Raw genomic sequence first — 23,258 nt, 5'->3', positions numbered from 1 at the left:
GTCTCCTGAATTGTTATTTTTGTGGGGTGGAGCGGGTGTGGGAGGGGCTATAGCGAGTTTTGTGCCAAATTATTAAGTGATTGAAAAATAAGAATATTTTTATCTGTGGAGAAGAATTTCAAAATATTTGTCTCTATTTTGAGATTGTGCTGTTCGGACTGACGCCATCGCGGGCAAGCCTTGCTCCTACAGATTTCGGGTGTGCGCATCATGCGCGATCGGCACAAAACCTGTAGGAGCAAGGCTTGCCCGCGATGGCCGCGACGCGATTTCACGACGTGTCTATCAATAGAGATCAATGTCTCGTTATTGAGACTCGGCAATCCCCAACGCCACCATTTTCTTGTACAGCGTCGAACGCCCAAGCCCCAGCCGTGTCGCCGCTTCGATAACCTTGCCGCCACACTCCGCGAGTGTGCTTTCAATCAGCTGTCGGTCGAAGCGTTCGCGCGCAGCACTGAAGGTCTCATTGGCAATGGTTTCTATGGCCAAGGGAGCGGAGCGCTGTACCGGAACAAAATTGCCAATCGCCGCGCGAATCTCGGTAGCGTTCAGGATCAGGTCATCACTGAGCAGCGCGGCCCGTTCCAGCACGTTGCGCAGTTCGCGAATGTTCCCCGGCCAGGCGTGTTGGCCGAGCAACTCCAGGGCCTGACTGTCGAGTTCATGCTGACTGCGCAGTTCTTCCAGAATTGCTTCGCTCAGGGCCGGCAGGTCGTCGAGGCGCTCGCGCAGGGGCGGCACCTGGATCGGCAACACGTTGAGGCGGTAATACAGGTCAGCACGAAACTCGCCGCGTTTGATCGCCGCTTCAAGGTCGGTGGAGGTCGCGGCGATCACCCGCACGTCGCTCTGGATCACCTCGTTGGAGCCGACCGGTTCGAATTCTTTTTCCTGCAACACCCGCAGAAGTTTGCTTTGCAACGGCAGCGGCATGTCGCCGATCTCGTCAAGAAACAAGGTGCCGCCCTGAGCGATCTGCAACTTGCCGGAGCGACCCTTGCGATCTGCGCCGGTGAAGGCGCCGGGTGCGGTACCGAAAAATTCGGCTTCGAGCAGCGCTTCGGGGATCGCCGCGCTGTTGATACTGACAAAGGCTTTGTGTGCCCGTGGCGAGGCACCGTGAATCGCCTGGGCCAGCAGCTCTTTGCCGGTGCCGGTTTCACCCAGCAACAAAACCGGGGATTCGGTGCTGGCGCTGCGCCGGGCGCGGCGTTTGACTTCAAGGCTGGCAGCGCTGGTGCCAATGAAGTGCGCGAAGGTGTACTTGGCTTGACGAGCGCGCAGCAGCGAACGGGTCGAGGCCAGCTCTTCCTGCATGCTCAGGTAACGCTTGAGCATCGGTGACAGGCTGCGCAACTCATCGAACAGCGCGAACCCGATGGCACCAATCACCGCGCCGGCGTCATCGTGAATCGGTAGGCGCATGACCACCAACGGCTCTTTGGGCGTGTCCTGCATGTCCAGCAGGATCGGTCGACCCGTACGGACTACCTCGCGCAACAGGCTGCCGGGGATCACACTTTCGCAAGCCTTGCCGATCGCCACTTCGGCCGATGCCAGGCCGAAGCGTTTGGCATAGCGCTCGTTCATCCAGACAATGTTCGCGTCGCGGTCGACGATCACCGTGCCTTCGCTGGATTGCTCGATGATCTCGAACAATGAGCGGATCGCCAGCATGCGCACACGTTGGTAGTCCTTGAGGCTTTCGGTGTCGTTCATCGTTTCATATCCAGAATATGTATTGCCTGTGCAGGCCCCATCGCGAGCAAGCTCGCTCCCACAGGGTCTTGTTAACGCCGCAGATCCTATGTGGGAGCGAGCTTGCTCGCGATGGACGCGACGCGGTCCAACGACATGTGCGTGATCATACCCAGCCCGGATGCGCCGCGGCCAACAGCTCTTTGGTATAGGGGTGCTGCGGCGCGTCGAACACCTCATGGCTGGCGCCGCGCTCCACGACTTTGCCGTCCTTGATCACGATCATGTCATGGGCCAGGGCGCGAACCACGGCCAGGTCATGGCTGATGAACAGGTAGGTCAGGCCGTGTTTTTCCTGAAGCTGACGGAGCAGGGCGACTACCTGTTTTTGCACCGTGCGATCAAGCGCCGAGGTCGGTTCATCGAGCAGGATCAGTGCTGGTTTGAGTACCAGGGCGCGGGCGATGGCGATCCGTTGGCGCTGGCCTCCGGAGAATTCGTGCGGGTAACGATGGCGGCTTTGCGGGTCAAGGCCGACTTCTTTCAGTACCTGGATGACCTGCGCTTCGCATTCGGCAGCACTCAATTGGCTGTGGACTTCCAGACCTTCGCTGATGATCTGTGCCACCGACATCCGCGGGCTGAGGCTGCCAAACGGATCCTGGAACACCACCTGCATCTGCTTGCGCCATGGTCGCAGTTGTTTTTGGTTCAGGCTGTCGAGCGCCTTGCCCTGAAAGCAGATGCTGCCTTTGGAGTCGAGCAGGCGCAGGATCGCCTGACCGAGCGTGGACTTGCCGGAACCGGATTCGCCGACGATGCCCAGCGTCTTGCCGCGTTGAATGCTCAGGCTGATGCCGTCGACCGCACGCAACCAGGTTTTGCGCTGGAACAATCCGCCGCTCAACGGAAAACGCACGCTGAGGTTGTCGACTTCCAGTACTGCCTCGCGCTCGTCGCGAGGCAGGGCTTCACCTTCCGGCTCGGCGTTCAGCAACAGGCGACTGTAAGGATGTTGCGGTTGATTGAAGAGATGCTCGCACTCGGCTTGCTCGACGATCTCGCCGCCGCGCATCACGCAGACACGCTGGGCGATGCTGCGCACCAGATTGAGGTCGTGGCTGATCAGCAGCAGCGACATGCCCAGGCGTTGTTGCAGTGATTTGAGCAGCAGCAGGATCTTGCGCTGCACCGTCACGTCCAGTGCGGTGGTCGGCTCATCGGCGATCAACAATTCAGGCTCGCAGGCCAACGCCATGGCGATCATCACCCGTTGTCGCTGGCCGCCCGAGAGCTGGTGCGGGTAGGCCTTGAGGCGCTCTTTGGGCTTTTGGATGCCCACTAGTTCGAGCAGTTCAAGGGTGCGTTTTTGCGCCGCCTTGCCACCCAGTCCCTTGTGCACCAGCAGGGTTTCGCCAATCTGCTTTTCGACGCTGTGCAACGGATTGAGAGAGGTCATTGGCTCCTGGAAAATCATCGCGATGCGATTGCCGCGCAATGCTCGCAAAGTCACGACGTCCGCGCCGAGCAGTTCCTGGCCACGATAGCGAATGCTCCCGGAGGATGTGGTGCCGCCGTCGGGTAGTAATTGCAGGATCGAGTGGGCGGTCACCGATTTGCCCGAGCCGGATTCGCCGACCAGCGCCAGGCACTCGCCGGGGCGGATGTCCAGGCACAGGTTGCGCACCGCGGCCTGGCCACTGAAGGCCACGTTGAGGTCACGGATTTCGATCAGGTTGTCACTCATTTCAACAGTCCGCTTCAAGATCGAGGATCAAACGCGTCACGCAATGCTTCACCGATAAACACCAGTAAAGAAAGAATCAGCGCCAGGGTGAAAAACGCCGTCAGCCCGAGCCACGGCGCTTGCAGATTCTGTTTGCCCTGACCGATCAACTCGCCCAGCGAGGCGCTGCCGGCAGGCATGCCGAAGCCGAGGAAGTCGAGGGCGGTGAGGGTCGAGATCGCCCCGGTGAGAATGAACGGCAGGTAACTCAACGTCGCGTTCATCGCGTTTGGCAGAATGTGCCGCACGATCACTTTACGGTCGGTCAGGCCCAACGCACGTGCCGCTTTGACGTACTCCAGATTGCGTCCGCGAAGGAACTCGGCGCGCACCACGTCCACCAGTGCCAACCAGGAAAACAGCGCCATGATCCCCAGCAGCCACCAGAAATTCGGCTCGACGAAACCTGAAAGGATAATTAGCAAGTAAAGCACCGGCAGCCCCGACCAGACCTCCAGCAAGCGCTGACCAAACAAGTCGACCCAGCCGCCGTAGTAACCCTGCAAGGCGCCGGCGGCGATGCCGATCAGTGCGCTGATGAAGGTCAGCGCCAGCGCAAACAATATCGATACACGGGCGCCGAAGATCACCCGCGCCAACACATCGCGCGCCTGATCATCGGTGCCCAGCCAGTTGACCTTTGACGGCGGACTCGGCGCGGGCTGATTGAGGTCGTAGTTCGGCGTGTCGTCGCTGAACGGGATCGGCGGGAACAACATCCAGCCGCCGTCCTTGTGGATCAGCTTCTGCACGTAATCACTGCGGTAATCGGCCTGGAACGGCAGTTGACCGCCAAACTCCTGCTCCGTGTAGCGCTTGAACGCCGGGAAGTACAATGAGCCCTGATAGCTGAGCACCAGCGGCTTGTCGTTGGCGATCAGCTCGCCGCCAAGGGTCATGATGAACAGACCGATAAACAGCCACAGCGACCACCAGCCACGGCGGTTTTTCTTGAAGCGTTCCAAGCGTCGGCGGGACAGGGGCGAGAGATTGAGCATCAGGCGTTCCTCGCGGCGAAGTCGATACGCGGGTCGACCAGGGTGTAGCAAAGGTCACCGATGAGTTTTATCAGAAGCCCGAACAGGGTGAAGATGAACAGCGAACCGAACACCACCGGATAGTCCCGGGACACCGCTGCTTCGTAACTCATCCGCCCCAGGCCATCGAGGGAAAAGATCACCTCGATCAACAGGGAACCGGCGAAAAACACGCTGATAAACGCCTGCGGAATGCCCGAAACCACCAGCAACATCGCATTGCGAAACACGTGGCCATACAGCACTCGGCGCTCGCTCAGACCTTTGGCGCGGGCGGTGACCACGTATTGGCGGGTGATTTCGTTGAGGAAGGAGTTCTTGGTCAGGATGGTCAAGGTAGCGAAACCGCCGACCACCAGCGCCGTCACCGGCAGCACCAGGTGCCAGAAGTAATCGGTGACTTTGCCCAGCGTCGACAGCTGCTCGAAATTCTCCGAGACCAATCCACGTACCGGAAACCAGTTCAACGACGTACCGCCGGCAAACACCACGATCAGAAACATCGCAAACAGAAACGCCGGCATCGCGTAGCCGATGATGATCGCGGTGCTGCTCCAGATATCGAAATGGCTACCGTGATGCACGGCCTTGCGAATGCCCAGTGGGATCGACACCAGGTAAGTGATCAGGGTCGCCCAGAGCCCGAGGGAGATGGTCACCGGCATTTTTTCGAGGATCAGGTCGGTGACCGTGGCGCCGCGAAAGAAGCTTTTGCCGAAGTCCAGTCGTGCATAGCTGGTGATCATCAGCCACAGGCGTTCCGGTGCCGGTTTGTCGAAACCGTACTGTTTTTCGATGTCCTTGATCAGTTGTGGATCAAGCCCCCGACTGGCCCGCGAGCCGCGGCTGATGGCCTCACCGGAAGCGCCGATATTCGAACCGCCGCCGATGCCTTGCAGACGCGCGATGGCCTGCTCGACCGGACCACCCGGAGCGGCCTGTACGATCACGAAGTTGACCAGCAGAATGATCACCAGGGTCGGAATGATCAGCAGCAAACGTCGAAATATATAAGCCAGCATCAATGCGGCCCTCCGGGTTTGCCACGGCTGATGCGCTCGGCGGCCATCTGTTCGTTGGTCAGCGGCGTTGTGCTCATTTCCCACCAGCTCTCGATGGCTTCGTCATTGCTCGCCTGCACCGCCGGAATGCCGAAGCGGTTCCACCACACAGTCGAGGAGCCCGGCGGGTAGTAGTTGGGAATCCAGTAGTAGTTCCATTGCAGCACCCGGTCCAGTGCGTGGGCATAGCGCAGCATGTCGGCCTGGGTGGTGGCTTTGACCAGACCGGTAATCAACGTGTCGACGGCCGGATTTTTCAGCGCCATGTAGTTATTGGCACCGGGGTCGTTGGCAGCGGCCGAGCCGAAGTAGTTGTACAGCTCGGTCCCCGGCGACGTGGTCACCGGATAACCGGTGACAATCATGTCGTAGTCGCGACTCATCAAGCGGTTTACATACTGCGACGAGTCGATCCGGCGGATGTCCAGGTTGATGCCGATCTGCGCCAGGTTGCGCTTGTACGGCAGTAGCAGACGGTCCATACCGTTCTGGCTGATCAGGAAGGTGAACGCCAGCGGTTCGCCCTCGGCGTTGACCAGCCGATCGCCATCGGGTTTCCAGCCGGCCTCTTTGAGCAGCGCCAGTGCCTGCAATTGCTTGTCACGGATCAGGCCGCTGCCGTCGGTCTTCGGCGCTTCGAAAACCTGGGTGAAAACCTCGTCCGGAATCTGCCCGCGCAAGGGTTCGAGAATCGCCCGTTCGCCGGCATCGGGCAGTTGCCTGGCCGCCAATAGGCTGTTGGAAAAGAAGCTCTGCTGGCGGATGTACATATCACGCATCATCTGCCGGTTACTCCACTCGAAATCCCAGAGCATCGCCAGTGCCTGACGTACGCGGCGGTCCTGGAACATCGGTTTTTGCAGATTGAACACAAAGCCCTGGGCCGGTTGTGGTGCGTCTTTGGCCAGATGGGTCTTTTGCAAGCGGCCGTCGTTCAGCGCAGGACCGTCGTAACCGATGGAATAAGCGGTGGCCGAGAATTCGCGGTTGTAGTCATAGGCGCCACCGCGAAGGATCTGACGAGCGACATCGGTGTCGCCGAAGTACTCGATGCTGAAATGGTCGAAGTTGTACAGGCCACGGCTAACGGGCAGGTCCTTGCCCCACCAGTCGGCATTGCGCTCGAAAGTAATGCTGCGTCCCGAATCAATCTTGCCGACGCGGTACGGGCCGCTGCCCAGCGGTGCTTCGTAACCGCCGCCATTGGCGAAGTCGCGGGTTTTCCACCAGTGCTCGGGAAATACCGGCAAGGTCGCGATGTCCAGCGCCAGGGTGCGGTTTTCGTTGTTCTTGAAGTCGAAGCGGATGGTGCGCGGCGACTCGACTTCGACGCCTTTGACGTCGGCGAATTGAGTGCGGTAGCGCAGGCTGCCCTGGGTCATCAGCAGGTCGAAGGTGTAGCGCACGTCTTCGGCGGTGATGGGGGTGCCATCGGCGAAGCGAGCCTTGGGGTTCAGGTAGAACCGCAGCCACAGACCATCGTCGGCGCGCTCCATTTTCTCCGCTACCAGCCCGTACACGGTGTAAGGCTCATCCAGCGAACGCTGGGCCAGCGGCGAGTAAATCATCCCGTCCAGCTGAGTCACGCCAATGCCTTTGTCAATGTACGGCAACACGTGGTCGAAGCGGCCGATTTCCATCGCCGAGCGGCGCATGCTGCCGCCCTTGGGTGCTTGCAGGTTGGTGTAGGCAAAGTGACTGAAGCCGGCAGGGTATTTGGCCGGTTCGCCATACACGGTCAAGGCGTGTTGTGGGGCAGCGTTCACACCTGCGCTGCTCAGCAGCAAGGCCAGGGCCGTGAAGATCAATGAGGGGAAAGCCAGTCGCATTGTCAGCCTTAAGAGCCGGGTGATCGATAAGCACAATTTGTACGCTAGCGGCGCGTGACTCGCCAGCCATAATCATTCGATACAAACGCAACGGCCCACCAGAAGGCGGGCCGTTGTTTAAGCAAATCGCGGATTGATCAGTCCTGGCGGCTGGTCACTTCCAGCAGGTGGAAACCGAACTGGGTCTTGACCGGGCCTTGTACTACGTTGATCGGGGCGCTGAAGACCACGGTGTCGAATTCCTTGACCATCTGGCCTGGACCGAACGAGCCGAGGTTGCCGCCGTCACGGCTCGACGGGCAGGTGGAGTTGGCTTTGGCGATTTCAGCGAAATCAGCGCCGCCTTCGATTTGGGCTTTCAGTTCGTTGCACTTGGCTTCGCTGGCAACCAGGATGTGGCGGGCAGTGGCTTTGGCCATGAGAAAATACTCCGTTCTACGTTCAATAAAGTGTTGAGCCTACCGGATTCAGTAGTCTATTTCTCGTCAAAGTTCCGTCAATCGATTGCCGGTTTTCATCTCATCTTGCCGTCGTTCGAAAAAACCTGCTTAAAGACCGACGCTTTTCAAGCGTTCGGCATGCTGCAGATACAATTCGACGGGGTCGATACCTTTGCGTACCCGGCCGGCCGTTTGATTGATCGCGTCCAGGTGGTCCATCGGGTAGTCGGAACGCAGGACGGTGCCCAGATGCGAACTGAAGCGGCCGACCATTCCGTCGTTTTGCTCAGTCTCGTGAGTGAAAAATCTGGAAAACCCTCGACAAAAAGCGTGCAGTGGATCGAGCGCATGCAGCCCTTCATCCAGCAAGTCGTCCTGCAATGTGCCACTCCAGGAGTAATAACGAACGCCGTTGACCTGTTCTTCTCCGTTGCCACCCCACGTTTTCGGCAGGCCTTGAGGGTATTTGGTATTGAACGCACCAACGCCTTCAGTCGTTAAAGCGCCGAGCGCGGCAACGGCGTTCTGCGGGATTTTCGGGCTGCCACTGATAAACGCCAGGAGCTCGACGAACAGCGTCGAGACCGCCACCGCGACATGTTCTGGCAGGTGGCCGGGGGTCAAGGCCTTGCGCAAGCAGTCGGCCAGTTCGGAGCCATGGTTCGGCCCGCTCACGGAAGTTACTGAAGCGACATTCTGCGGCGCTATCGCTGCGGCATAGCGAGCGGCCAGTGCGCCTTGGCTATGGCCGATCAAATTGACTTTGCTCGCGCCGGTGCCTGCCAGCACCAGGTCGATTTGCGCCAGCAGTTGCTCTCCTCGGACCTCATTGCAGTGAGTGGCCGAGAGATAGGGTATGAACACTTGAGCGCCAGCGTTCCTCAGTGCCTGCTTCACGCCATGGAAGAGTTCCAGTTTGCCGATGCTTTCGAATCCGAAGAGCCCGTGGACCAGCAGGATAGGGTGTTGCGTGATTGCATTCCGTTGCATGTGCGTACCTTTATTACGTAAGTGCGAGTTGGGTTCACGTCCTCACTCTAATGCAGGCAGGCAGGCAAACGGTGTGCGAAAAAGCCGCTATAAACTGTTGAAAACGGAATAAAAACAGCGGGAGAAATCAGATATTTGCGAGGCATTACTCGGAACATTTCGACATCTTTTTACAGGGAATGAAGCTCAATCCCGGTGTACGTCCTACCCGAGTCAGATCATTAGCCTATTTGCTATTGGAGGAGGGGCTGACATCAACAGGCTGACTTTTAGTCTCCAATAGACCCATTCGACGCCGCTTCCAAAATATCGGGCAGCGTCTTTCCAAGGACAGGAGAAGATGAATGGGTACTGGTGAAGTATGTGGCGATAGCGTTTCTAAAAGGGCTGTACCTGAGTGCGCCGAGAGGCAGCGGGTCAATTCAGGTCAGCTTGCTGAGCCGATTTTGATAGCGCCTGAGAGGGAAGGGGCGTTGCTCCTTCAGCACAGTGTTCTCGACCCAGCCCAAAACCGTGCGGTGTTCAAAGTCGAACCCTACCCGGGCATGGCTTGCGGAGACAAACTGGTGTTGTCGTGGAGTGGTATCGATGGCGATGGCACCGCTTATTTGTACAAAACTCAGGGCTTTGTCAGCAACGCCCAGGTTGGCAAGGAGATCGTCTTCGTTGTTCGTGCACCGCATATTGCGGCGCTCGATGGCGGCTCACTTGAGGTGTACTACACGTTAAGCAACGCAGAGCTGAGCGGCCCCGTTGAATCCCGGCGACTGCAATTAGCGGTGGGGGATGTCCGGCAAGAGTTGTTTGCGGCGTTGGTCGATGACGCGGTAGGTGGCTGGCTTGCTCCCGGTCGGGTAGCTGAAGGGACTAGAGTCACTATCCGCCCCTACGCCAGAATGGCAGTGGGCGACACCGTATTTTTGTCGTGGGCAGGCAACGCACCGGGTCATGGTTTCAGTGATTCGTTGAGAATTGAATCATTCGCCGTCGGGAGCGATATCTCGTTCTGGATTGATCCGCGCTACATCACGCCGAATCTTGGCTCATTGGTCACTTATAGCTACTTCGTCGGACGTCCTGGGCAGGCGATCCGCTATTCAGAGCAAGCGCAGTTGATGATCGGCATCCGTGAATCCGGGCCCCTTGCACTCCCCAATGTGCTGGAGGCCGATGAGGGAGAGCTGGACCTGCGAGATGCGCTGGATGGTGTCACTGTCGTGATCGATGACCCGGGTGTTGAGCAGGGAGAACTGGTTTACCTGAAATGCGACGGTGCTAACTTCAGCCATCGAGAGAGCATCGAAGCCTCGGGTGATACAGCGACAGTCTTCATCGTGCCTTACCGCTTTTGGAGAGAACATCAAGACTCTACTGTCCGGGTGAGCTACAGCGTCGAGCGCCTCGACGACACGAGTCAGGCGTCCGGGGTGCTGGAGATGTATGTGCGCTCAGGTGACCTGCCGTTGTAGTCAAGGACGCGAACCGTGCTGCCGCTCCCTATATTCATGGGGAGCGGCAGTGCAGGGCGTTGGGGGCGAATGCTCGTGTCGAGAGGACGCTCAAACGTTCACGTTGGCTTCGTTGCCCGGCATGCGCAACCTCAGGCTGGCGTTGCGCAACAACTGCTCGGTCGCCTCCCAGCCCAGGCAGCCATCTGTCACCGACACCCCATAGCGCAGCGACTTGCTCAACGGCTGGCAGCCCTCGAACAGATGACTTTCAAGCATCATGCCGATCAGTGAGCGGTTGCCGCTCATGCGTTGCTCAAGCACTTCGTTGAACACGGCCGGCTGGCGTAACGGGTCTTTACCACTGTTGGCGTGACTGCAATCGACCATGATCCGCGACGCAATCTTCAGTTTCTGCAAGTCAGTCTGTATGTGAGCGACACTTTGAGCGTCATAGTTTGGCCCGCGATGACCGCCGCGCAGTACCAGATGTGTGTCCGGGTTGCCCTGAGTCTGAATGATTGCCGGGTGCCCCTGGCTGTCGACACCGAAATGCCGATGCGGATGCGCTGCCGAGCGCATGGCATCGGTGGCTACGCCGACGCCTCCATCAGTGCCGTTCTTGAAGCCAACCGGCATGCCAAGACCGCTTGCCATCTCCCGGTGAATCTGTGATTCGGTGGTGCGCGCTCCGATGGCTACCCAGCTCAGCAGGTCATCGAAGTAGCTGGCGGCCATGGGTTGCAGCAGTTCGGTGGCAATCGGCAAACCGAGGCGGAGCATTTCACGCATCAATTCTCGGGAAAGGGTCAAACCACCGACCATGTCGTCGCTGCCATCCAGATGCGGGTCGTAGGCCAGGCCTTTCCAGCCCACCGTGGTGCGAGGTTTTTCGATGTAGGCGCGCATCACCACGAGCATTTCATCGCTGACGTCGTCTGCGAGGCGAGCAAGCTTGCCAGCATATTCGAGGGCTGACTGTGGATCGTGAATCGAGCAAGGGCCGACGACAACCAACAGACGGGAGTCTTCACCGTTGAGAATCGCGCGGACCGCTTCACGGTGGGCAGCTACCTGTTGGGTCAGCGTGTGGGTGAGCGGCAATTGATGCTTGAGTTGCAACGAGCTGGGCAGACGCTGGGTCAGCGCTTCATTGGCAGGGCTCAGGGTGGACAGCGGCAGAGCAGAGATGGACGAGTTCATATTCGGGCTTCCTGGGCTGGCGGCGGGTTCGCTCCCGCGCGCTCGGCCCTACTGGGGTGTTCGACAATTGGCCGGATTGGCTTCGAGTGTGTGCTTGCCACCTGTGGGTGACCGATCGGAGGCGGCAGGCTGTCCCGAGCGGAGGCTGGTAAATCGCCAGGCGGAAAAACTGTCGTAGCGGTAATAAGTGGCGTAGTTCATGTCGTGATTCCTTGAAGTCAGTGATGTCGCTAAAAATGTTTGGGGCTGAAAAAACAAAACCCCCGGTCGGGAGGCCGACCGGGGGTTGAGAACTCTCTGGTAGGCGACCCCTTGAGTAGTGGGCGCCGTGTGGGTATCAGGCGCGCCAGTGGCTAAACCAATACCCAAAATAAAAGTTTACCGGTGCGCAGACGTCATTCACCCGTGCAGCCGCAATCGAGCGCTGGGCGCTGGCGATACGAAGCTGTGAAGGGCTATGGAACATGGTCTGTCTCCGATGAATGAGCCGAGCTTACTAGAGGCCGGTGCGTAGATTCAATCAGAAAATGTTATTGGTTCGGTGGCCATTTTCTATGGCTTAAGCACTGCGTATCTTTGTGACACACTTCGAAATTGCCTGCGGGCACTCATCAAGGACAATGCAGATGACGACACTGATTATCGCCGCCGCTCAATCGATCTCGATTGCCGGGGACCTTCACGCCAATATTGCTCGGCATCAACGCTTCATCCAGGTCGCTGCCGAGCAGGGTGTGCAACTGTTGGTGTTCCCTGAGTTGTCACTCACGGGGTATGAGCGCGGGTTGGCGGCGGAACTGGCAATTGCACCGGATGCGGCTGTTTTGCAGCCATTGCGGGATCAGGCTCGGGAGTTGGGAGTAACCGCTGTAGTTGGTATGCCGATTCGTCTGTCAGCCGATGCGCCGGTATTGATTGGCGCACTGGTACTGGCTGCCGATGGTTCGCTGGGGGTTTACAGCAAGCAGCATCTGCATTCGGGCGAGGAGGTGGCGTTTGCGCCCGGTTCGGGCGGTTCGTTGCTGACGATGGGTGACGATACGATCGCGTTGGCGGTGTGCGCGGACTTTTCGCATGCCAGTCATGCCGCTGCGGCCGCTGACAAGGGAGCGAACATCTACGCCGCCGGCGTGCTGATTACCGAAGGTGGCTATGCCCCGGATACCGCATTGCTGCAGGGTTATGCAGGCGAGCACTCGATGCTGGTGCTGATGGCCAATCATGGCGGTGCGACGGGCGGCTGGGAGTCGGCAGGGCGTAGCGCAATCTGGGCGTCGGACAGTTCGCTGATAGCGGCCGCCCCGGGAACTGGGGATTTACTGGTCATCGCCCGCCGAAATGCAAGCGAGTGGGGCGGGGAGGTCGTGCCGGTGGTGATTGCTTGAGAAGGCCGAATGGATTTTGAGCTACGGTTGGCCTCGTCGGAGCATTTGCCATTTGCACGAGCGTTGACTTGCCAAACCATGCTTGGTTACTACATTAGGCATGATCTGCCGTGGATCGACGAGGCTTTCGATGTTGCCTGGGCGGGTCGGGAAAACTGGCTGATTTGCCAAAATGCATCGGTGTTGGGTTTTACCAGCCTGAGTCGCGATTCGAAGGCCTTGTACATTCGCGAGTTGCATGTGGTTGAGGCCTTTCGCGGTCAGGGCGCAGGCGCCTGGACACTCGAACAGGTGTTTTCGAAGGCCTGTGCAGAGCTTCGTCCGGCACTGCGTCTGACGGTGTTCAAGGACAACCCGGCGCAAGTGCTTTATCAGCGTATGGGCTTGCAGATTGTCGGGCAGGACGATTGTTTCCTGAGGATGGAGCGTAAATGTTCCCGCTGAAACGTCTGTAAAGCGTGTAGCTCAAGCCATTCAAGACGAATTGAAACTTTTTATATAGCGCTTGCTGCTAGGTCTGCCGGATGCTTTTTGCTAAGGTGTTCGGCAACCAATAAGACTATATCGCGAGGTGTCTGCTTGATTAGGGTGCTAGTAGTCGATGACCATGATCTCGTTCGTACAGGTATTACACGAATGCTGGCTGACATCGATGGCCTGCAAGTAGTCGGCCAGGCTGAGTCGGGGGAGGAATCCCTGCTTAAAGCGCGTGAGTTGAAACCGGATGTGGTGCTGATGGATGTCAAGATGCCTGGGATCGGCGGTCTTGAAGCCACGCGCAAGTTATTGCGTAGCCATCCGGATATCAAAGTCGTCGCGGTCACCGTGTGCGAGGAAGATCCGTTTCCTACCCGGCTGTTGCAGGCGGGCGCTGCGGGCTATCTGACCAAGGGCGCCGGGCTCAATGAAATGGTGCAGGCGATTCGCCTGGTATTTGCCGGGCAACGTTACATCAGCCCGCAAATTGCTCAGCAATTGGCGATCAAATCGTTCCAGCCAAGTAATGATTCGCCCTTCGACGCGCTGTCAGAGAGGGAGATCCAGATCGCCCTGATGATTGTCGGCTGCCAGAAGGTTCAGATCATTTCCGACAAGCTATGCCTGTCGCCAAAAACCGTGAACACCTACCGTTACCGCATTTTCGAGAAGCTTTCGATCAGCAGCGATGTAGAGTTGACGCTGTTGGCGGTTCGTCACGGCATGGTCGATGCCAGCCTCTGACAATGGCCGACCCGTTTGATCCAAGCGCCTTTCTATCGACCGTCAGTGGGCGCCCCGGTGTGTATCGCATGTTCGACAGCGGTGCGCGCCTGCTGTATGTGGGCAAAGCCAAGAACCTGAAAAAGCGTCTGGCGAGTTATTTCCGCAAGACCGGCCTGGCACCCAAAACGGCTGCGCTGGTGGGGCGTATTGCCCAAATCGAAACCACCATCACCGCCAACGAAACCGAAGCACTGCTGCTTGAACAGACGCTGATCAAAGAGTGGCGGCCGCCATACAATATTCTCCTGCGAGACGATAAGTCCTATCCGTATGTGTTTCTTTCGGATGGTGATTTCCCACGCCTGAGCATCCATCGCGGCGCAAAAAAGCTGAAGGGCAAATACTTCGGTCCTTATCCTAGCGCGGGCGCGATCCGTGAAAGTCTGAGCCTGCTGCAAAAGACCTTTTTTGTTCGTCAGTGCGAAGACAGCTACTACAAAAACCGCACGCGGCCCTGCTTGCAGTACCAGATCAAACGTTGCAAGGCGCCCTGTGTCGGCCTGGTCGAGCCGCAGGTGTACGCCGAGGATGTGCGTCACTCGGTGATGTTCCTCGAAGGTCGCAGCAATGCGCTGACAGACGAACTGTCCGCGGGCATGGAACAGGCGGCGAGCACCCTCGATTTCGAGCGGGCGGCCGAGCTGCGGGATCAGATTTCTTTGCTGCGCCGGGTGCAGGATCAACAGAGCATGGAAGGCGGAACGGGGGATGTCGATGTCATTGCGGCATTTATCAATCCGGGCGGTGCCTGTGTTCATTTGATCAGTGTGCGCGGTGGACGAGTGCTGGGCAGCAAGAACTTTTTCCCGCAGGTGGGTATTGAAGAGGATGTTGCCGAGGTTATGGCGGCGTTTCTTGGCCAGTACTTCATCAGCAGTCCCGAGCGCGACTTGCCAAGCGAATTGATCGTCAATGTGGTCCACGAAGACTTCCCGACCCTGATTGCGGCCATCGAAGAGCTGCGTGGTCGCGAGTTGACCATCAGTCATCGGGTTCGCGGCACGCGAGCACGTTGGCAGCAACTGGCCGTGACCAATGCCGAGCAGGCGCTTGGGGCGCGGCTGGCCAATCGTCAGCACGTTGCCGCACGGTTTGAAGCCTTGGCGCAAGTACTTGACCTGGATGAGCCGCCGCAACGGCTGGAGTGCTATGACATCAGCCACTCCAGCGGCGAAGCGACTGTAGCGTCCTGCGTGGTGTTTGGTCCCGAAGGGCCGCTGAAGTCCGACTACCGCCGCTACAATATCGAAGGTGTCACGCCGGGCGATGACTACGCGGCGATGCATCAGGCGCTGACTCGACGCTTCAGCAAGCTGAAGGACGGCGAGGGCAAGTTGCCGGATATATTGTTGGTGGACGGCGGCAAGGGGCAGCTATCGATGGCGCGTGATGTGCTCAACGAGCTGGCCGTGCCCGACCTGATCCTTCTGGGCGTGGCCAAAGGTGCAACGCGCAAGGCCGGGTTTGAAACACTCTATCTTAATGACGCCGCGCATGAGTTCACCTTGCGCGGAGATTCTCCAGCGCTGCACTTGATCCAGCAGATCCGCGATGAAGCCCACCGTTTTGCAATTACCGGTCACCGCGCGCGACGTGGGAAAACTCGTCGCACTTCGACGCTCGAAGGCGTTGCCGGGGTAGGGCCGACACGGCGGCGTGATCTGTTGAAACATTTTGGTGGATTGCAGGAGCTGTCTCGTGCAAGCATCGAAGAGATCGCCAAAGCACCGGGGATCAGTAAAAAGCTCGCTGAGTTGATTTATGCAAACCTGCACAGCGAGTAGAATGCCCAACTCACCTCGTAGCCAGTTGTGCCGATGAATATCCCTAATCTGATTACCGTTCTACGTGTTCTGCTTATCCCGATCTTCATTTTGCTGTTCTACCTGCCATACCAATGGAGCTACCTGGCGTCCGCCTCGGTCTTCGCGTTCGCTGCGGCGACGGACTGGCTGGATGGCTATTTGGCCCGCCGCCTGGAACAAAGCACACCGTTCGGGGCGTTTCTCGATCCGGTAGCCGACAAACTGATGGTCGCAGTGGCGCTGGTGCTGCTGGTGCAAGAGCACGGTAATGTGTGGCTGACATTACCGGCAGCAGTAATCATCGGTCGTGAAATCGTGGTTTCTGCTCTCAGAGAGTGGATGGCCGAATTGGGTGCGCGTGCGCATGTTGCCGTATCGAACCTGGGCAAATGGAAAACCGCTGCGCAGATGCTGGCGCTGGTGATCCTTCTGGCCAATCCGTCTGACTTCAGCTTTTGGGTTCTGGTGGGTTATGCCTTGCTGATGATCTCCGCAGGCCTGACGTTGTGGTCGATGGTGCAGTATCTACGTGCTGCCTGGCCGCATCTGAAAACCGATGTGGAAAAAAAATAAAACTTTTTTGAATCAAGGGGTTGACGGGACTTCTAAATTCTATAAAATGCGCCACACCAAGACGCGGGAATAGCTCAGTTGGTAGAGCACGACCTTGCCAAGGTCGGGGTCGCGAGTTCGAGTCTCGTTTCCCGCTCCAAGATTCACAAAAACGCCACTCAATAGAGTGGCGTTTTTGTTTGCGCGTGATTTGTGTCTGGCATTGAGAAAAGAGGCTTTGGCCTAATACTAGTCAGTCATGAAAACCAGATGACTGCGCAAATCCTGTAGCCGCTCGACAGGCTGCGCTCGAGCGCGAAGCGGTCGTGCTTTTGGCTGCGAAAGATCCTTCGGAGCTCTCGCAAGAAGGTCCTTCGGACCTTGGCGCAGCCTTCGGCAGCGGCTACAAGACACTTGCAAGCCGCAAATCAGCCTCAAAGAAGCGCGTATCCGTCGTGATGAGGCACGTGCCTTGGTTGCCCAAGGCATCAATCCCTATGAGCACCGTAAACAGCAACACCGTGCTGTTCGTAGCGCGGCAGAGCATACCTTCGAAGCGGTGTTCAATCAGTGGGTCGAGTTCCGCAGGCTGAGCTTGCCGGGGCTGACGACCCAGGCGACCTAGTAGCGTGGGAGCCAGATCAAGTCCGATCAAGGCGACCAGCATGAGTGGACGCGTGACTTCATGATTGGGTATGCATTCCAGAGCCCGATGTTGCGTGGCTTCGGTGTGCAATGGCGCAACGCGATGCTGCGCAGTAGCGTGGTGAGCCAGCGGAACCTGGACGAAAATCGGGTGTACCTGACGTACACCGTGGATCTGTTCTGATCCTCGCTTGTTTTTGCCTTACCTGATGTTATGAAGAGCCAGATGCTCATTTTGGAAAAATCTGTCTGAGCATTTGATGACACTGTCAGGTTCACCTGAAGAGAACGGCGTGGCCGGGTTGCGTGCGGCGTTGCGGTGTCGAGGCTTGCGGGGCAGGGGGCTAGTACGTAAATCAATAGCGACCACTGTCTCCAGAGGTCGCTATCTGGCTGCAGATTCAAGGGTTCAATCCGTTCGCTTGAATCTGCAGTTGCGGCGGCTGCCGATGTCTGCGGTCAAAGCCAGGCTTTGATCTGAGCGCTGACAGCCTGAGTCGAAATTCCGTAGCGATCATGCAGCGTCGGTAAGGCGCCAGCATCCAGAAACGCATCAGGCAATGCGATTTGCCTGAAGGTCGGTGTCACCCCATTGCGCAGTAACACCCCGGCAACGGCTTCACCCAGTCCGCCGATAATGGAGTGGTTCTCTGCAGTCACCACCAATCGACCGGACTTCTTCGCTTCAGCGAGAATGGTCTGTTCATCCAGGGGCTTGATCGTCGGCACGTGCAGCACGGCGACATCAACCCCGTCGGCCTGCAGCTGCTTGGCAGCTTCCAGTGCGCGCATCGTCATCAAGCCCGTGGAGATGATCAAAACATCGTTGCCGGTGCGAAGAGTCTTGGCCTTGCCGATCTCGAATTTGTAGCCGTATTCATCCAGCACCAGCGGCACATTCCCGCGTAACAAACGCATGTAGACGGGCCCTTGATGCGCGGCAATGGCCGGCACTGCCTGTTCGATTTCCAGCGCGTCGCACGGATCGACGATCATCAGGTTCGGCATGGCGCGGAAAATCGCCAGGTCGTCTGTGGCCTGGTGGCTTGGGCCATAGCCGGTCGTGAGGCCAGGCAATCCACAGACGATTTTGACGTTGAGATTTTCCTCGGCAATCGCCATGCAGATAAAGTCATAAGCTCGGCGAGAGGCAAACACGGCGTAGGTCGTGGCGAAAGGTACGAAGCCTTCGCGTGCCATCCCCGCTGCCGCACTCATAAGGAGCTGCTCAGCCATCCCCATTTGATAGAAACGATCCGGATGGGCCTTGGCGAAAATGTGAAGATCGGTGTACTTGGACAAATCTGCGGACATACCAACGATATCTGAACGCTGATCCGCCAGCGCGGCTAACGCATGTCCAAAAGGCGCGGATTTCGTGGCTTGGCCTTCAGAGGCAATCGACGCGATCATCGCCGAGGTGGTCAGGCGCTTTTTTGCCGGTTCGCCAGTAGAAGTCGACGTGCTAGCTGCGTTACTCATTGTTTTTTCCTTCTTCAAGGTTGTTCAGTGCCAGATCCCATTCGTGTTCTTCCACGCGGATGAAATGTGTCTTTTCGCGGGTTTCCAGAAACGGCACGCCCTTGCCCATGCGGGTATCGCAGATGATGACGCGTGGTTGGGTTCCAGGATGGCTGCGGGCGGCGTCGAATGCGCTGACCAATGTATCAAGATCATTGCCATCGACTCGCTGGGTGAACCAACCAAACGCCTGCCAGCGATCGACGATCGGCTCGAACGAGAGGATTTCACTCGAGTAGCCATCGGCTTGCTGGTTGTTGACGTCGACAATCGCGATCAGGTTGTCGAGTTTCCAATGCGAAGCCGACATCACCGCTTCCCAGGTCGAACCTTCATTCAGTTCGCCGTCCGATAGCAGGTTGTAGACGAAGGAGGGCGATCCTTTGCGCTTCAGGCCCAGGCAGGCACCTACCGCGATGCCCAGGCCCTGGCCGAGTGACCCTCCGGTGATTTCCATTCCCGGGGTGTAGGTGGCCATGCCCGACATGGGCAGGCGGCTGTCGTCCGATCCGTAGGTTTCAAGCTCATCGAGCGGGATGATTTGCGCTTCGATCAATGCCGCATACAGTGCAATCGCGTAGTGGCCGATCGAGAGGTAGAAGCGATCGCGCTCTTCCCATTCGGGGTCTTCGGGCCGATAGCTCAGCGCGTGGAAGTAGGACACTGCCAGCAGGTCGGCGGCCCCCAGGGCTTGGCCGACATAGCCTTGTCCCTGGACTTGACCCATTCGCAGCGCGTGGCGGCGAATATTGTGGACGCGGTCCACCAGGGTTTTGGATGAAACGTATGAAGGACTAGTAGTCATGGTGAAAGCTCCGTTAACTCAACGATTGACCAGGGCGGCGGGAACGCGCAGCACCAACAAGGCGCCGCCGACCAGTACGCCGGTGATCAGATACATGCCAATGGCGCTGGAGCCGGTCACGGTGGTGACCCAGCCGATCAGATAAGGCGAGCAGAAACCCGCAAGGTTGGCAAAGCTGTTGACGGCCGCGATGCCCGCGGCAGCGGATACGCCACCGAGCAGCGTGGTGGGTAACATCCAGAACAGCGACGTCGCGGACAGAATTCCGGAGGCGGCGAGGCAAAGACTGAGAATGGAGAGCGTCACACTTCCCCCATCAAAGCCGCCAGGCTCAGCCCGATGGCCCCCGCGATCATCGGCACAATGAGATGCCAGCGGCGCTCGCGATTATTGTCGCTACTGCGCCCGGCAAGCAGCATGGCCACAATCGCGCAGAGGTAGGGCAGGCTGGTCAGCAGGCCGATTTTCAGTGGATCGGAAACCCCCGCATTACGCACCAGGGTGGGCAGCCAGAAGGTGATCGCGTATTGCCCCATCACGACACAGAAGTAGATGGCCGCCAGCAACCAGAGACGCCGGTCGCGAATGAACGCAGCGGGTGAGGCGTGCGTGACTTTCTTTTGTTCGTCCTCGGCCAGCTCCCGGCTGATGAGCGCTTTCTCTTCGTCGTCGAGCCAGGTGGCCTGATGCACGCCGTCTTTGAGGTAACTCAGCACCAGCAATCCGACAACAATGGTGGGAACCGCCTCCAGAGCGAACATCCATTGCCAGCCGGCCCAGCCGTGCATACCTGCGAAGTGGTTCATGATCCAGCCGGAGAGAGGGCCGCCCACCATCCCGGAGAGCGGAATGGCAATAAACCACAGCACGGTCATACGGGCGCGACGATAGGACGGAAACCAATAGGTCAAATACAGCAACAGACCAGGCGCCAGGCCGGCCTCGGCGATGCCGAGCAGAAAGCGCAGCGCATAGAGTTGCCAGGCCGTTTCGACGAAGGCGAACAGGGCCGAGACAATGCCCCAGGTGATCATGATGCGCGCGATCCAGATACGCGCACCGACCCGATGCAAAACGATGTTGCTCGGGACTTCGCAAAGGAAATACCCAATGAAGAACATGCCTGCGCCCAGTCCGTAGACTGTTTCGCTGAGGGCCAGATCGTTCATCATCTGCAGCTTGGCAAAGCCGACGTTGACTCGATCAAGGTAAGCGCACAGATAGCACAGCATCAGAAAAGGCATCAGGCGCCATGCGGTTTTACGGTAGGCGTTGGAGCGCACGGTCGAAACCGCTTCGAGCGACAGGGTTGTCATGATGGTCTGATCTCTTGTTTTTATTGACCGCCAGGCCATGAGACCCGGCTGCATCGTCGATCCAGAACCGCACGGGCCGTGAGGCCCGACAGGTGTACTCAGTGAATCAGCATGCCGCCGTTCACATCTAAAGTAATGCCAGTCAGGTAGGAGGACAGGTCGCTCGCGAGGAACAGCGCGGCATTCGCCACATCCTGGGCTTCACCCAGACGGCCCAGAGGAATACCGTCGATGATTGCGTGGCGGCGCTCGTCCTGCATCAGGCCGCCGGTGATGTCGGTGTGAATCAAACCGGGGGCGATGGAGTTGACGCGTACCTTATCTGGTCCCAGTTCCCGCGCCATGGCTTTGGCTAGGCCCAACACGCCCGCTTTGGCGGCACTGTAATGGGGGCCACCGAAAATGCCGCCCCCCCGTTGAGCGGACACTGACGACATGCACACGATGCTGCCGGACGACTGTTGACGCATGGTTGGAATCACTGCCTGCGACATGAGCAAGGTGCCGCGCAGGCTGACGTCCAGCACCTTGTCGTAATCGGAGGGGCGAATGTCCAGGGTCTTGAGGGGTTGGGTGATGCCGGCGTTGTTGACGAGAATGTCGATGCGGCCAAAGTGCTCGATGATTTTGGCGACGGCTTGATGAACTTGCGATTCGTCAGCGACGTTGGCCGCAAGACCCAGATGACCTTCGCCGAGGGAAGCAGCGGCATCACGAGCGGCGGACTCATCCAGATCGAGTATCACGACGCGAGCGCCTTGTTGCGCGAAAGTGATCGCTGTTGCGCGGCCAATGCCACGTACTGAAGCTGCGCCGGTGATGATCGCGACCTTGCCTTGAAGAAGCATGGGAGGGTACCTCTGATTGTTGTTATTGGGTCGACCCGAAACGAATCGATGGCTCAGCTTGTTCTCCGGCCCCGCCTTGAGCAATAACGCGAATCTCACTGGGTGCTGAAAAAAATTCAGCACTCGCCAACGAGGTAGCTGGATGCTTGAATAGCTGAAACGCCCGGCCTATACCTTTTTCAGCGGAATAACAATAATCATGCGTTCACCTGGCGATGTATCTCCGATACTTCCACCCCTGAAAGCCATTCAGGCCTTCGAACAGACGGCTCGCTTCGGCAATGTCGCTCGCGCTGCTGAACTGCTCGATCTGACCCCCTCGGCGGTCAGTCATCAGTTGGCCAAACTGGAGGCAATGATCGGTCGACAGTTGTTTTTCAGAACGGCCCGGGGCGTGACCTTGACGCCGGTCGGCGAGCAATACCTCACGGAGGTTTCCGGAATCCTGCACAGCCTCGCCGTGGCGACCGAGCGCGCCAGCAGCGATGTCAGTCTTGATTGTCTGCGTCTGCATTCCTCGCCCAGCTTTGGCCTGCTGTGGCTGATGCCCCGTCTGGAGCAGTTTCGCCAGAGCCATCCCGATATCCAGCTCAACCTTTCGTGTTCCTACGAATCACTGCACTTCAGTCGAGACAAGATCGATGTCGACATTCGTCATGGGATGCCCAATTGGCCGAGCTTCGAAGTTCGTACCGTGGGTAATGAAAAAATTGCGGTCATGGCTTCGCCAAAACTATTGGAAAAACGCCCGATCCGGGCGGTCGCGGATCTGCTGGACAGCAATCTGATCCTGTCGGAGGCAACGCTGATCAAGTGGCCACAGTTGTTTGCACAACATGGCTTGTCACGTCCCGAAAAACCCTACTCGCTGAGCTTCGACCGTTCTTACATGACGCTGGAGGCGGCCAGTCACGGGCTTGGTTTTGCGCTGGAAAGTACGCTGCTGGCGCAGGATTATCTGGCAACGGGCGCTTTGGTCGAGGTGATGCCGAACCTGAGCGCTCCGATTACCGCCCATCACCTGGTCTTTCCCAGGGCTCACTCGAACTTCCCCCGTGTGAGGCGTTTTCTGGAGTGGATGCAGAACGAGCTGGGGCATGATTTTACTTATTAACGGTCATTCTCGATCGGTGAGGGTGGGAAAGAGTCGATGCTTCACTGACTTAAAGCTTGAACCGTCTGAGCATCTGGTTAAGGCCCGATGCGAGTCTGGACAGGTCGCTGCCGGCGGCGATGATCGGATTGGGGCTGAATGCGGCGGCTTATCTGTCGGAGATTTACCGTTCGGGCCTGGAGGCGGTGCCCAAGGGACAGGTGGAAGCGGCGAAGGCGATTGGTATGCCTCATCTCAAGGTGTTGCGCTGGGTCGTGTTGCCCCAGGCCATTCGTATCGTGCTGGCGCCAATCGGCAACGTGGCGATCTCCTTGTTGAAAGACACGTCAGTGGCATCGCTGATCGCGGCGCCGGATTTGATGCTGCGGGCTCAGGACTTGAGTAGCGTGTACTTCATGTCGCTGGAGATCTACATCCTCGTCGGCGTCATTTACTTTGCTCTGTGTTATCCGCTGTCACTTGGCGTGCGTTTGCTGGAGCGTAAAACGAGGCATTGAGCCAATGGCTCG

General features: G+C 58.2%; 20 protein-coding genes, 1 tRNA gene and 2 pseudogenes. 11 read left to right on the top strand and 12 right to left on the bottom strand.

The window, feature by feature from the left end:
* Window positions 1-306 precede the first annotated feature (306 nt).
* The 7 genes from ACIPIN_RS10365 to ACIPIN_RS10335 form a co-directional block, all read right to left on the bottom strand.
* Window positions 307-1,722 carry a sigma-54 interaction domain-containing protein gene (locus tag ACIPIN_RS10365; protein ID WP_401118077.1) on the bottom strand — a complete coding sequence of 472 codons (1,416 nt, stop codon included), beginning with the start codon at window positions 1,720-1,722 and terminating at the stop codon, window positions 307-309.
* A 145-nt stretch (window positions 1,723-1,867) separates the two neighbouring features.
* On the bottom strand, window positions 1,868-3,448 hold the full coding sequence (locus ACIPIN_RS10360; RefSeq protein WP_401118075.1) for an ABC transporter ATP-binding protein: 1,581 nt from the start codon (window positions 3,446-3,448) through the stop codon (window positions 1,868-1,870).
* Between the two features lie 14 nt (window positions 3,449-3,462).
* A complete protein-coding gene (locus ACIPIN_RS10355; RefSeq protein WP_401118073.1) occupies window positions 3,463-4,485 on the bottom strand; it encodes an ABC transporter permease in 1,023 nt (340 codons plus the stop codon).
* Window positions 4,485-5,546: a microcin C ABC transporter permease YejB gene (locus tag ACIPIN_RS10350; RefSeq protein ID WP_401118071.1), complete on the bottom strand. Its 1,062-nt coding sequence runs from the start codon at window positions 5,544-5,546 to the stop codon at window positions 4,485-4,487. Before ACIPIN_RS10350 ends, ACIPIN_RS10355 begins: the two co-directional genes overlap by 1 nt.
* Entirely contained in the window at window positions 5,546-7,414 is a 1,869-nt protein-coding gene (locus tag ACIPIN_RS10345; RefSeq protein WP_401118069.1) for an extracellular solute-binding protein, read from the bottom strand. The genes ACIPIN_RS10350 and ACIPIN_RS10345 overlap by 1 nt, the downstream gene beginning before the upstream one ends.
* A gap of 137 nt (window positions 7,415-7,551) precedes the next feature.
* Window positions 7,552-7,833: a peptidylprolyl isomerase gene (locus ACIPIN_RS10340; RefSeq protein WP_401118067.1), complete on the bottom strand. Its 282-nt coding sequence runs from the start codon at window positions 7,831-7,833 to the stop codon at window positions 7,552-7,554.
* Window positions 7,834-7,962: 129 nt separating this feature from the next.
* Entirely contained in the window at window positions 7,963-8,844 is an 882-nt protein-coding gene (locus tag ACIPIN_RS10335) for a lipase family alpha/beta hydrolase (RefSeq protein ID WP_401118065.1), read from the bottom strand.
* Between the two features lie 344 nt (window positions 8,845-9,188).
* Here ACIPIN_RS10335 and ACIPIN_RS10330 point away from each other — a divergent pair, with 344 nt between their 5' ends.
* On the top strand, window positions 9,189-10,313 hold the full coding sequence (locus ACIPIN_RS10330) for a hypothetical protein (RefSeq protein WP_401118063.1): 1,125 nt from the start codon (window positions 9,189-9,191) through the stop codon (window positions 10,311-10,313).
* Between the two features lie 90 nt (window positions 10,314-10,403).
* On the opposite strand, the gene ACIPIN_RS10325 is transcribed toward ACIPIN_RS10330, so the two are convergent.
* Entirely contained in the window at window positions 10,404-11,495 is a 1,092-nt protein-coding gene (locus tag ACIPIN_RS10325) for a 3-deoxy-7-phosphoheptulonate synthase (protein WP_401118061.1), read from the bottom strand.
* 626 nt (window positions 11,496-12,121) lie between these two features.
* Here ACIPIN_RS10325 and ACIPIN_RS10320 point away from each other — a divergent pair.
* From ACIPIN_RS10320 to ACIPIN_RS10285, 8 genes and pseudogenes are all read left to right on the top strand, one after another.
* Window positions 12,122-12,880, top strand: coding sequence for a carbon-nitrogen hydrolase family protein (locus tag ACIPIN_RS10320; RefSeq protein WP_401118059.1), 759 nt, complete (start codon window positions 12,122-12,124; stop codon window positions 12,878-12,880).
* 9 nt (window positions 12,881-12,889) lie between these two features.
* On the top strand, window positions 12,890-13,324 hold the full coding sequence (locus ACIPIN_RS10315) for a GNAT family N-acetyltransferase (RefSeq protein WP_401118057.1): 435 nt from the start codon (window positions 12,890-12,892) through the stop codon (window positions 13,322-13,324).
* A gap of 135 nt (window positions 13,325-13,459) precedes the next feature.
* Window positions 13,460-14,101, top strand: coding sequence for a UvrY/SirA/GacA family response regulator transcription factor (uvrY, locus tag ACIPIN_RS10310; RefSeq protein ID WP_071555134.1), 642 nt, complete (start codon window positions 13,460-13,462; stop codon window positions 14,099-14,101).
* A 2-nt stretch (window positions 14,102-14,103) separates the two neighbouring features.
* Complete coding sequence (gene uvrC / locus ACIPIN_RS10305; RefSeq protein ID WP_401118055.1) at window positions 14,104-15,927, top strand: excinuclease ABC subunit UvrC; 1,824 nt, start codon at window positions 14,104-14,106, stop codon at window positions 15,925-15,927.
* A 33-nt stretch (window positions 15,928-15,960) separates the two neighbouring features.
* Window positions 15,961-16,521, top strand: coding sequence for a CDP-diacylglycerol--glycerol-3-phosphate 3-phosphatidyltransferase (pgsA, locus tag ACIPIN_RS10300; protein ID WP_401118053.1), 561 nt, complete (start codon window positions 15,961-15,963; stop codon window positions 16,519-16,521).
* Window positions 16,522-16,584: 63 nt separating this feature from the next.
* Window positions 16,585-16,660 (top strand) — tRNA-Gly (locus tag ACIPIN_RS10295).
* A gap of 258 nt (window positions 16,661-16,918) precedes the next feature.
* A pseudogene (locus tag ACIPIN_RS10290) lies at window positions 16,919-17,098 on the top strand (integrase arm-type DNA-binding domain-containing protein); the annotation flags it as partial.
* Between the two features lie 42 nt (window positions 17,099-17,140).
* On the top strand, window positions 17,141-17,329 hold the full coding sequence (locus ACIPIN_RS10285; protein WP_401118155.1) for an OprD family outer membrane porin: 189 nt from the start codon (window positions 17,141-17,143) through the stop codon (window positions 17,327-17,329).
* Window positions 17,330-17,604: 275 nt separating this feature from the next.
* On the opposite strand, the gene ACIPIN_RS10280 is transcribed toward ACIPIN_RS10285, so the two are convergent.
* The 4 genes and pseudogenes from ACIPIN_RS10280 to ACIPIN_RS10265 all read right to left on the bottom strand — a co-directional run bounded on the left by ACIPIN_RS10280 (window position 17,605) and on the right by ACIPIN_RS10265 (window position 21,635).
* The gene (locus ACIPIN_RS10280) at window positions 17,605-18,627 is read right to left on the bottom strand and encodes a transketolase family protein (protein ID WP_401118153.1); all 1,023 of its coding nucleotides are present in this window, start codon (window positions 18,625-18,627) and stop codon (window positions 17,605-17,607) included.
* Window positions 18,620-19,471: a transketolase gene (locus ACIPIN_RS10275; RefSeq protein WP_401118052.1), complete on the bottom strand. Its 852-nt coding sequence runs from the start codon at window positions 19,469-19,471 to the stop codon at window positions 18,620-18,622. The genes ACIPIN_RS10280 and ACIPIN_RS10275 overlap by 8 nt, the downstream gene beginning before the upstream one ends.
* Before the next feature lie 18 nt (window positions 19,472-19,489).
* Window positions 19,490-20,787, bottom strand: a pseudogene (locus ACIPIN_RS10270) (MFS transporter).
* A gap of 98 nt (window positions 20,788-20,885) precedes the next feature.
* On the bottom strand, window positions 20,886-21,635 hold the full coding sequence (locus tag ACIPIN_RS10265; protein ID WP_401118050.1) for an SDR family NAD(P)-dependent oxidoreductase: 750 nt from the start codon (window positions 21,633-21,635) through the stop codon (window positions 20,886-20,888).
* A 199-nt stretch (window positions 21,636-21,834) separates the two neighbouring features.
* Here ACIPIN_RS10265 and ACIPIN_RS10260 point away from each other — a divergent pair, with 199 nt between their 5' ends.
* Window positions 21,835-22,749 carry a LysR substrate-binding domain-containing protein gene (locus ACIPIN_RS10260; protein ID WP_401118048.1) on the top strand — a complete coding sequence of 305 codons (915 nt, stop codon included), beginning with the start codon at window positions 21,835-21,837 and terminating at the stop codon, window positions 22,747-22,749.
* A gap of 56 nt (window positions 22,750-22,805) precedes the next feature.
* Window positions 22,806-23,246 carry an amino acid ABC transporter permease gene (locus tag ACIPIN_RS10255; RefSeq protein WP_401118046.1) on the top strand — a complete coding sequence of 147 codons (441 nt, stop codon included), beginning with the start codon at window positions 22,806-22,808 and terminating at the stop codon, window positions 23,244-23,246.
* Window positions 23,247-23,258 lie beyond the last annotated feature (12 nt).

Origin of the sequence: Pseudomonas sp. NPDC087697 (assembly GCF_044743155.1) — a bacterium.
Lineage (GTDB): Bacteria > Pseudomonadota > Gammaproteobacteria > Pseudomonadales > Pseudomonadaceae > Aquipseudomonas.
Note: the sequence above shows the minus strand (reverse complement) of the source record. Positions and strands in the feature narration are given on the sequence as shown.

Bases quoted from the DNA above. Each gene is read 5' to 3' on its own strand.
- ACIPIN_RS10365 (WP_401118077.1), bottom strand. From the start codon at position 1,722: ATGAACGACACCGAAAGCCTCAAGGACTACCAACGTGTGCGCATGCTG.
- ACIPIN_RS10360 (WP_401118075.1), bottom strand. From the start codon at position 3,448: ATGAGTGACAACCTGATCGAAATCCGTGACCTCAACGTGGCCTTCAGT.
- ACIPIN_RS10355 (WP_401118073.1), bottom strand. From the start codon at position 4,485: ATGCTCAATCTCTCGCCCCTGTCCCGCCGACGCTTGGAACGCTTCAAG.
- ACIPIN_RS10350 (WP_401118071.1), bottom strand. From the start codon at position 5,546: ATGCTGGCTTATATATTTCGACGTTTGCTGCTGATCATTCCGACCCTG.
- ACIPIN_RS10345 (WP_401118069.1), bottom strand. From the start codon at position 7,414: ATGCGACTGGCTTTCCCCTCATTGATCTTCACGGCCCTGGCCTTGCTG.
- ACIPIN_RS10340 (WP_401118067.1), bottom strand. From the start codon at position 7,833: ATGGCCAAAGCCACTGCCCGCCACATCCTGGTTGCCAGCGAAGCCAAG.
- ACIPIN_RS10335 (WP_401118065.1), bottom strand. From the start codon at position 8,844: ATGCAACGGAATGCAATCACGCAACACCCTATCCTGCTGGTCCACGGG.
- ACIPIN_RS10330 (WP_401118063.1), top strand. From the start codon at position 9,189: ATGGGTACTGGTGAAGTATGTGGCGATAGCGTTTCTAAAAGGGCTGTA.
- ACIPIN_RS10325 (WP_401118061.1), bottom strand. From the start codon at position 11,495: ATGAACTCGTCCATCTCTGCTCTGCCGCTGTCCACCCTGAGCCCTGCC.
- ACIPIN_RS10320 (WP_401118059.1), top strand. From the start codon at position 12,122: ATGACGACACTGATTATCGCCGCCGCTCAATCGATCTCGATTGCCGGG.
- ACIPIN_RS10315 (WP_401118057.1), top strand. From the start codon at position 12,890: ATGGATTTTGAGCTACGGTTGGCCTCGTCGGAGCATTTGCCATTTGCA.
- uvrC (WP_401118055.1), top strand. From the start codon at position 14,104: ATGGCCGACCCGTTTGATCCAAGCGCCTTTCTATCGACCGTCAGTGGG.
- pgsA (WP_401118053.1), top strand. From the start codon at position 15,961: ATGAATATCCCTAATCTGATTACCGTTCTACGTGTTCTGCTTATCCCG.
- ACIPIN_RS10280 (WP_401118153.1), bottom strand. From the start codon at position 18,627: ATGAGTAACGCAGCTAGCACGTCGACTTCTACTGGCGAACCGGCAAAA.
- ACIPIN_RS10275 (WP_401118052.1), bottom strand. From the start codon at position 19,471: ATGACTACTAGTCCTTCATACGTTTCATCCAAAACCCTGGTGGACCGC.
- ACIPIN_RS10265 (WP_401118050.1), bottom strand. From the start codon at position 21,635: ATGCTTCTTCAAGGCAAGGTCGCGATCATCACCGGCGCAGCTTCAGTA.
- ACIPIN_RS10260 (WP_401118048.1), top strand. From the start codon at position 21,835: ATGCGTTCACCTGGCGATGTATCTCCGATACTTCCACCCCTGAAAGCC.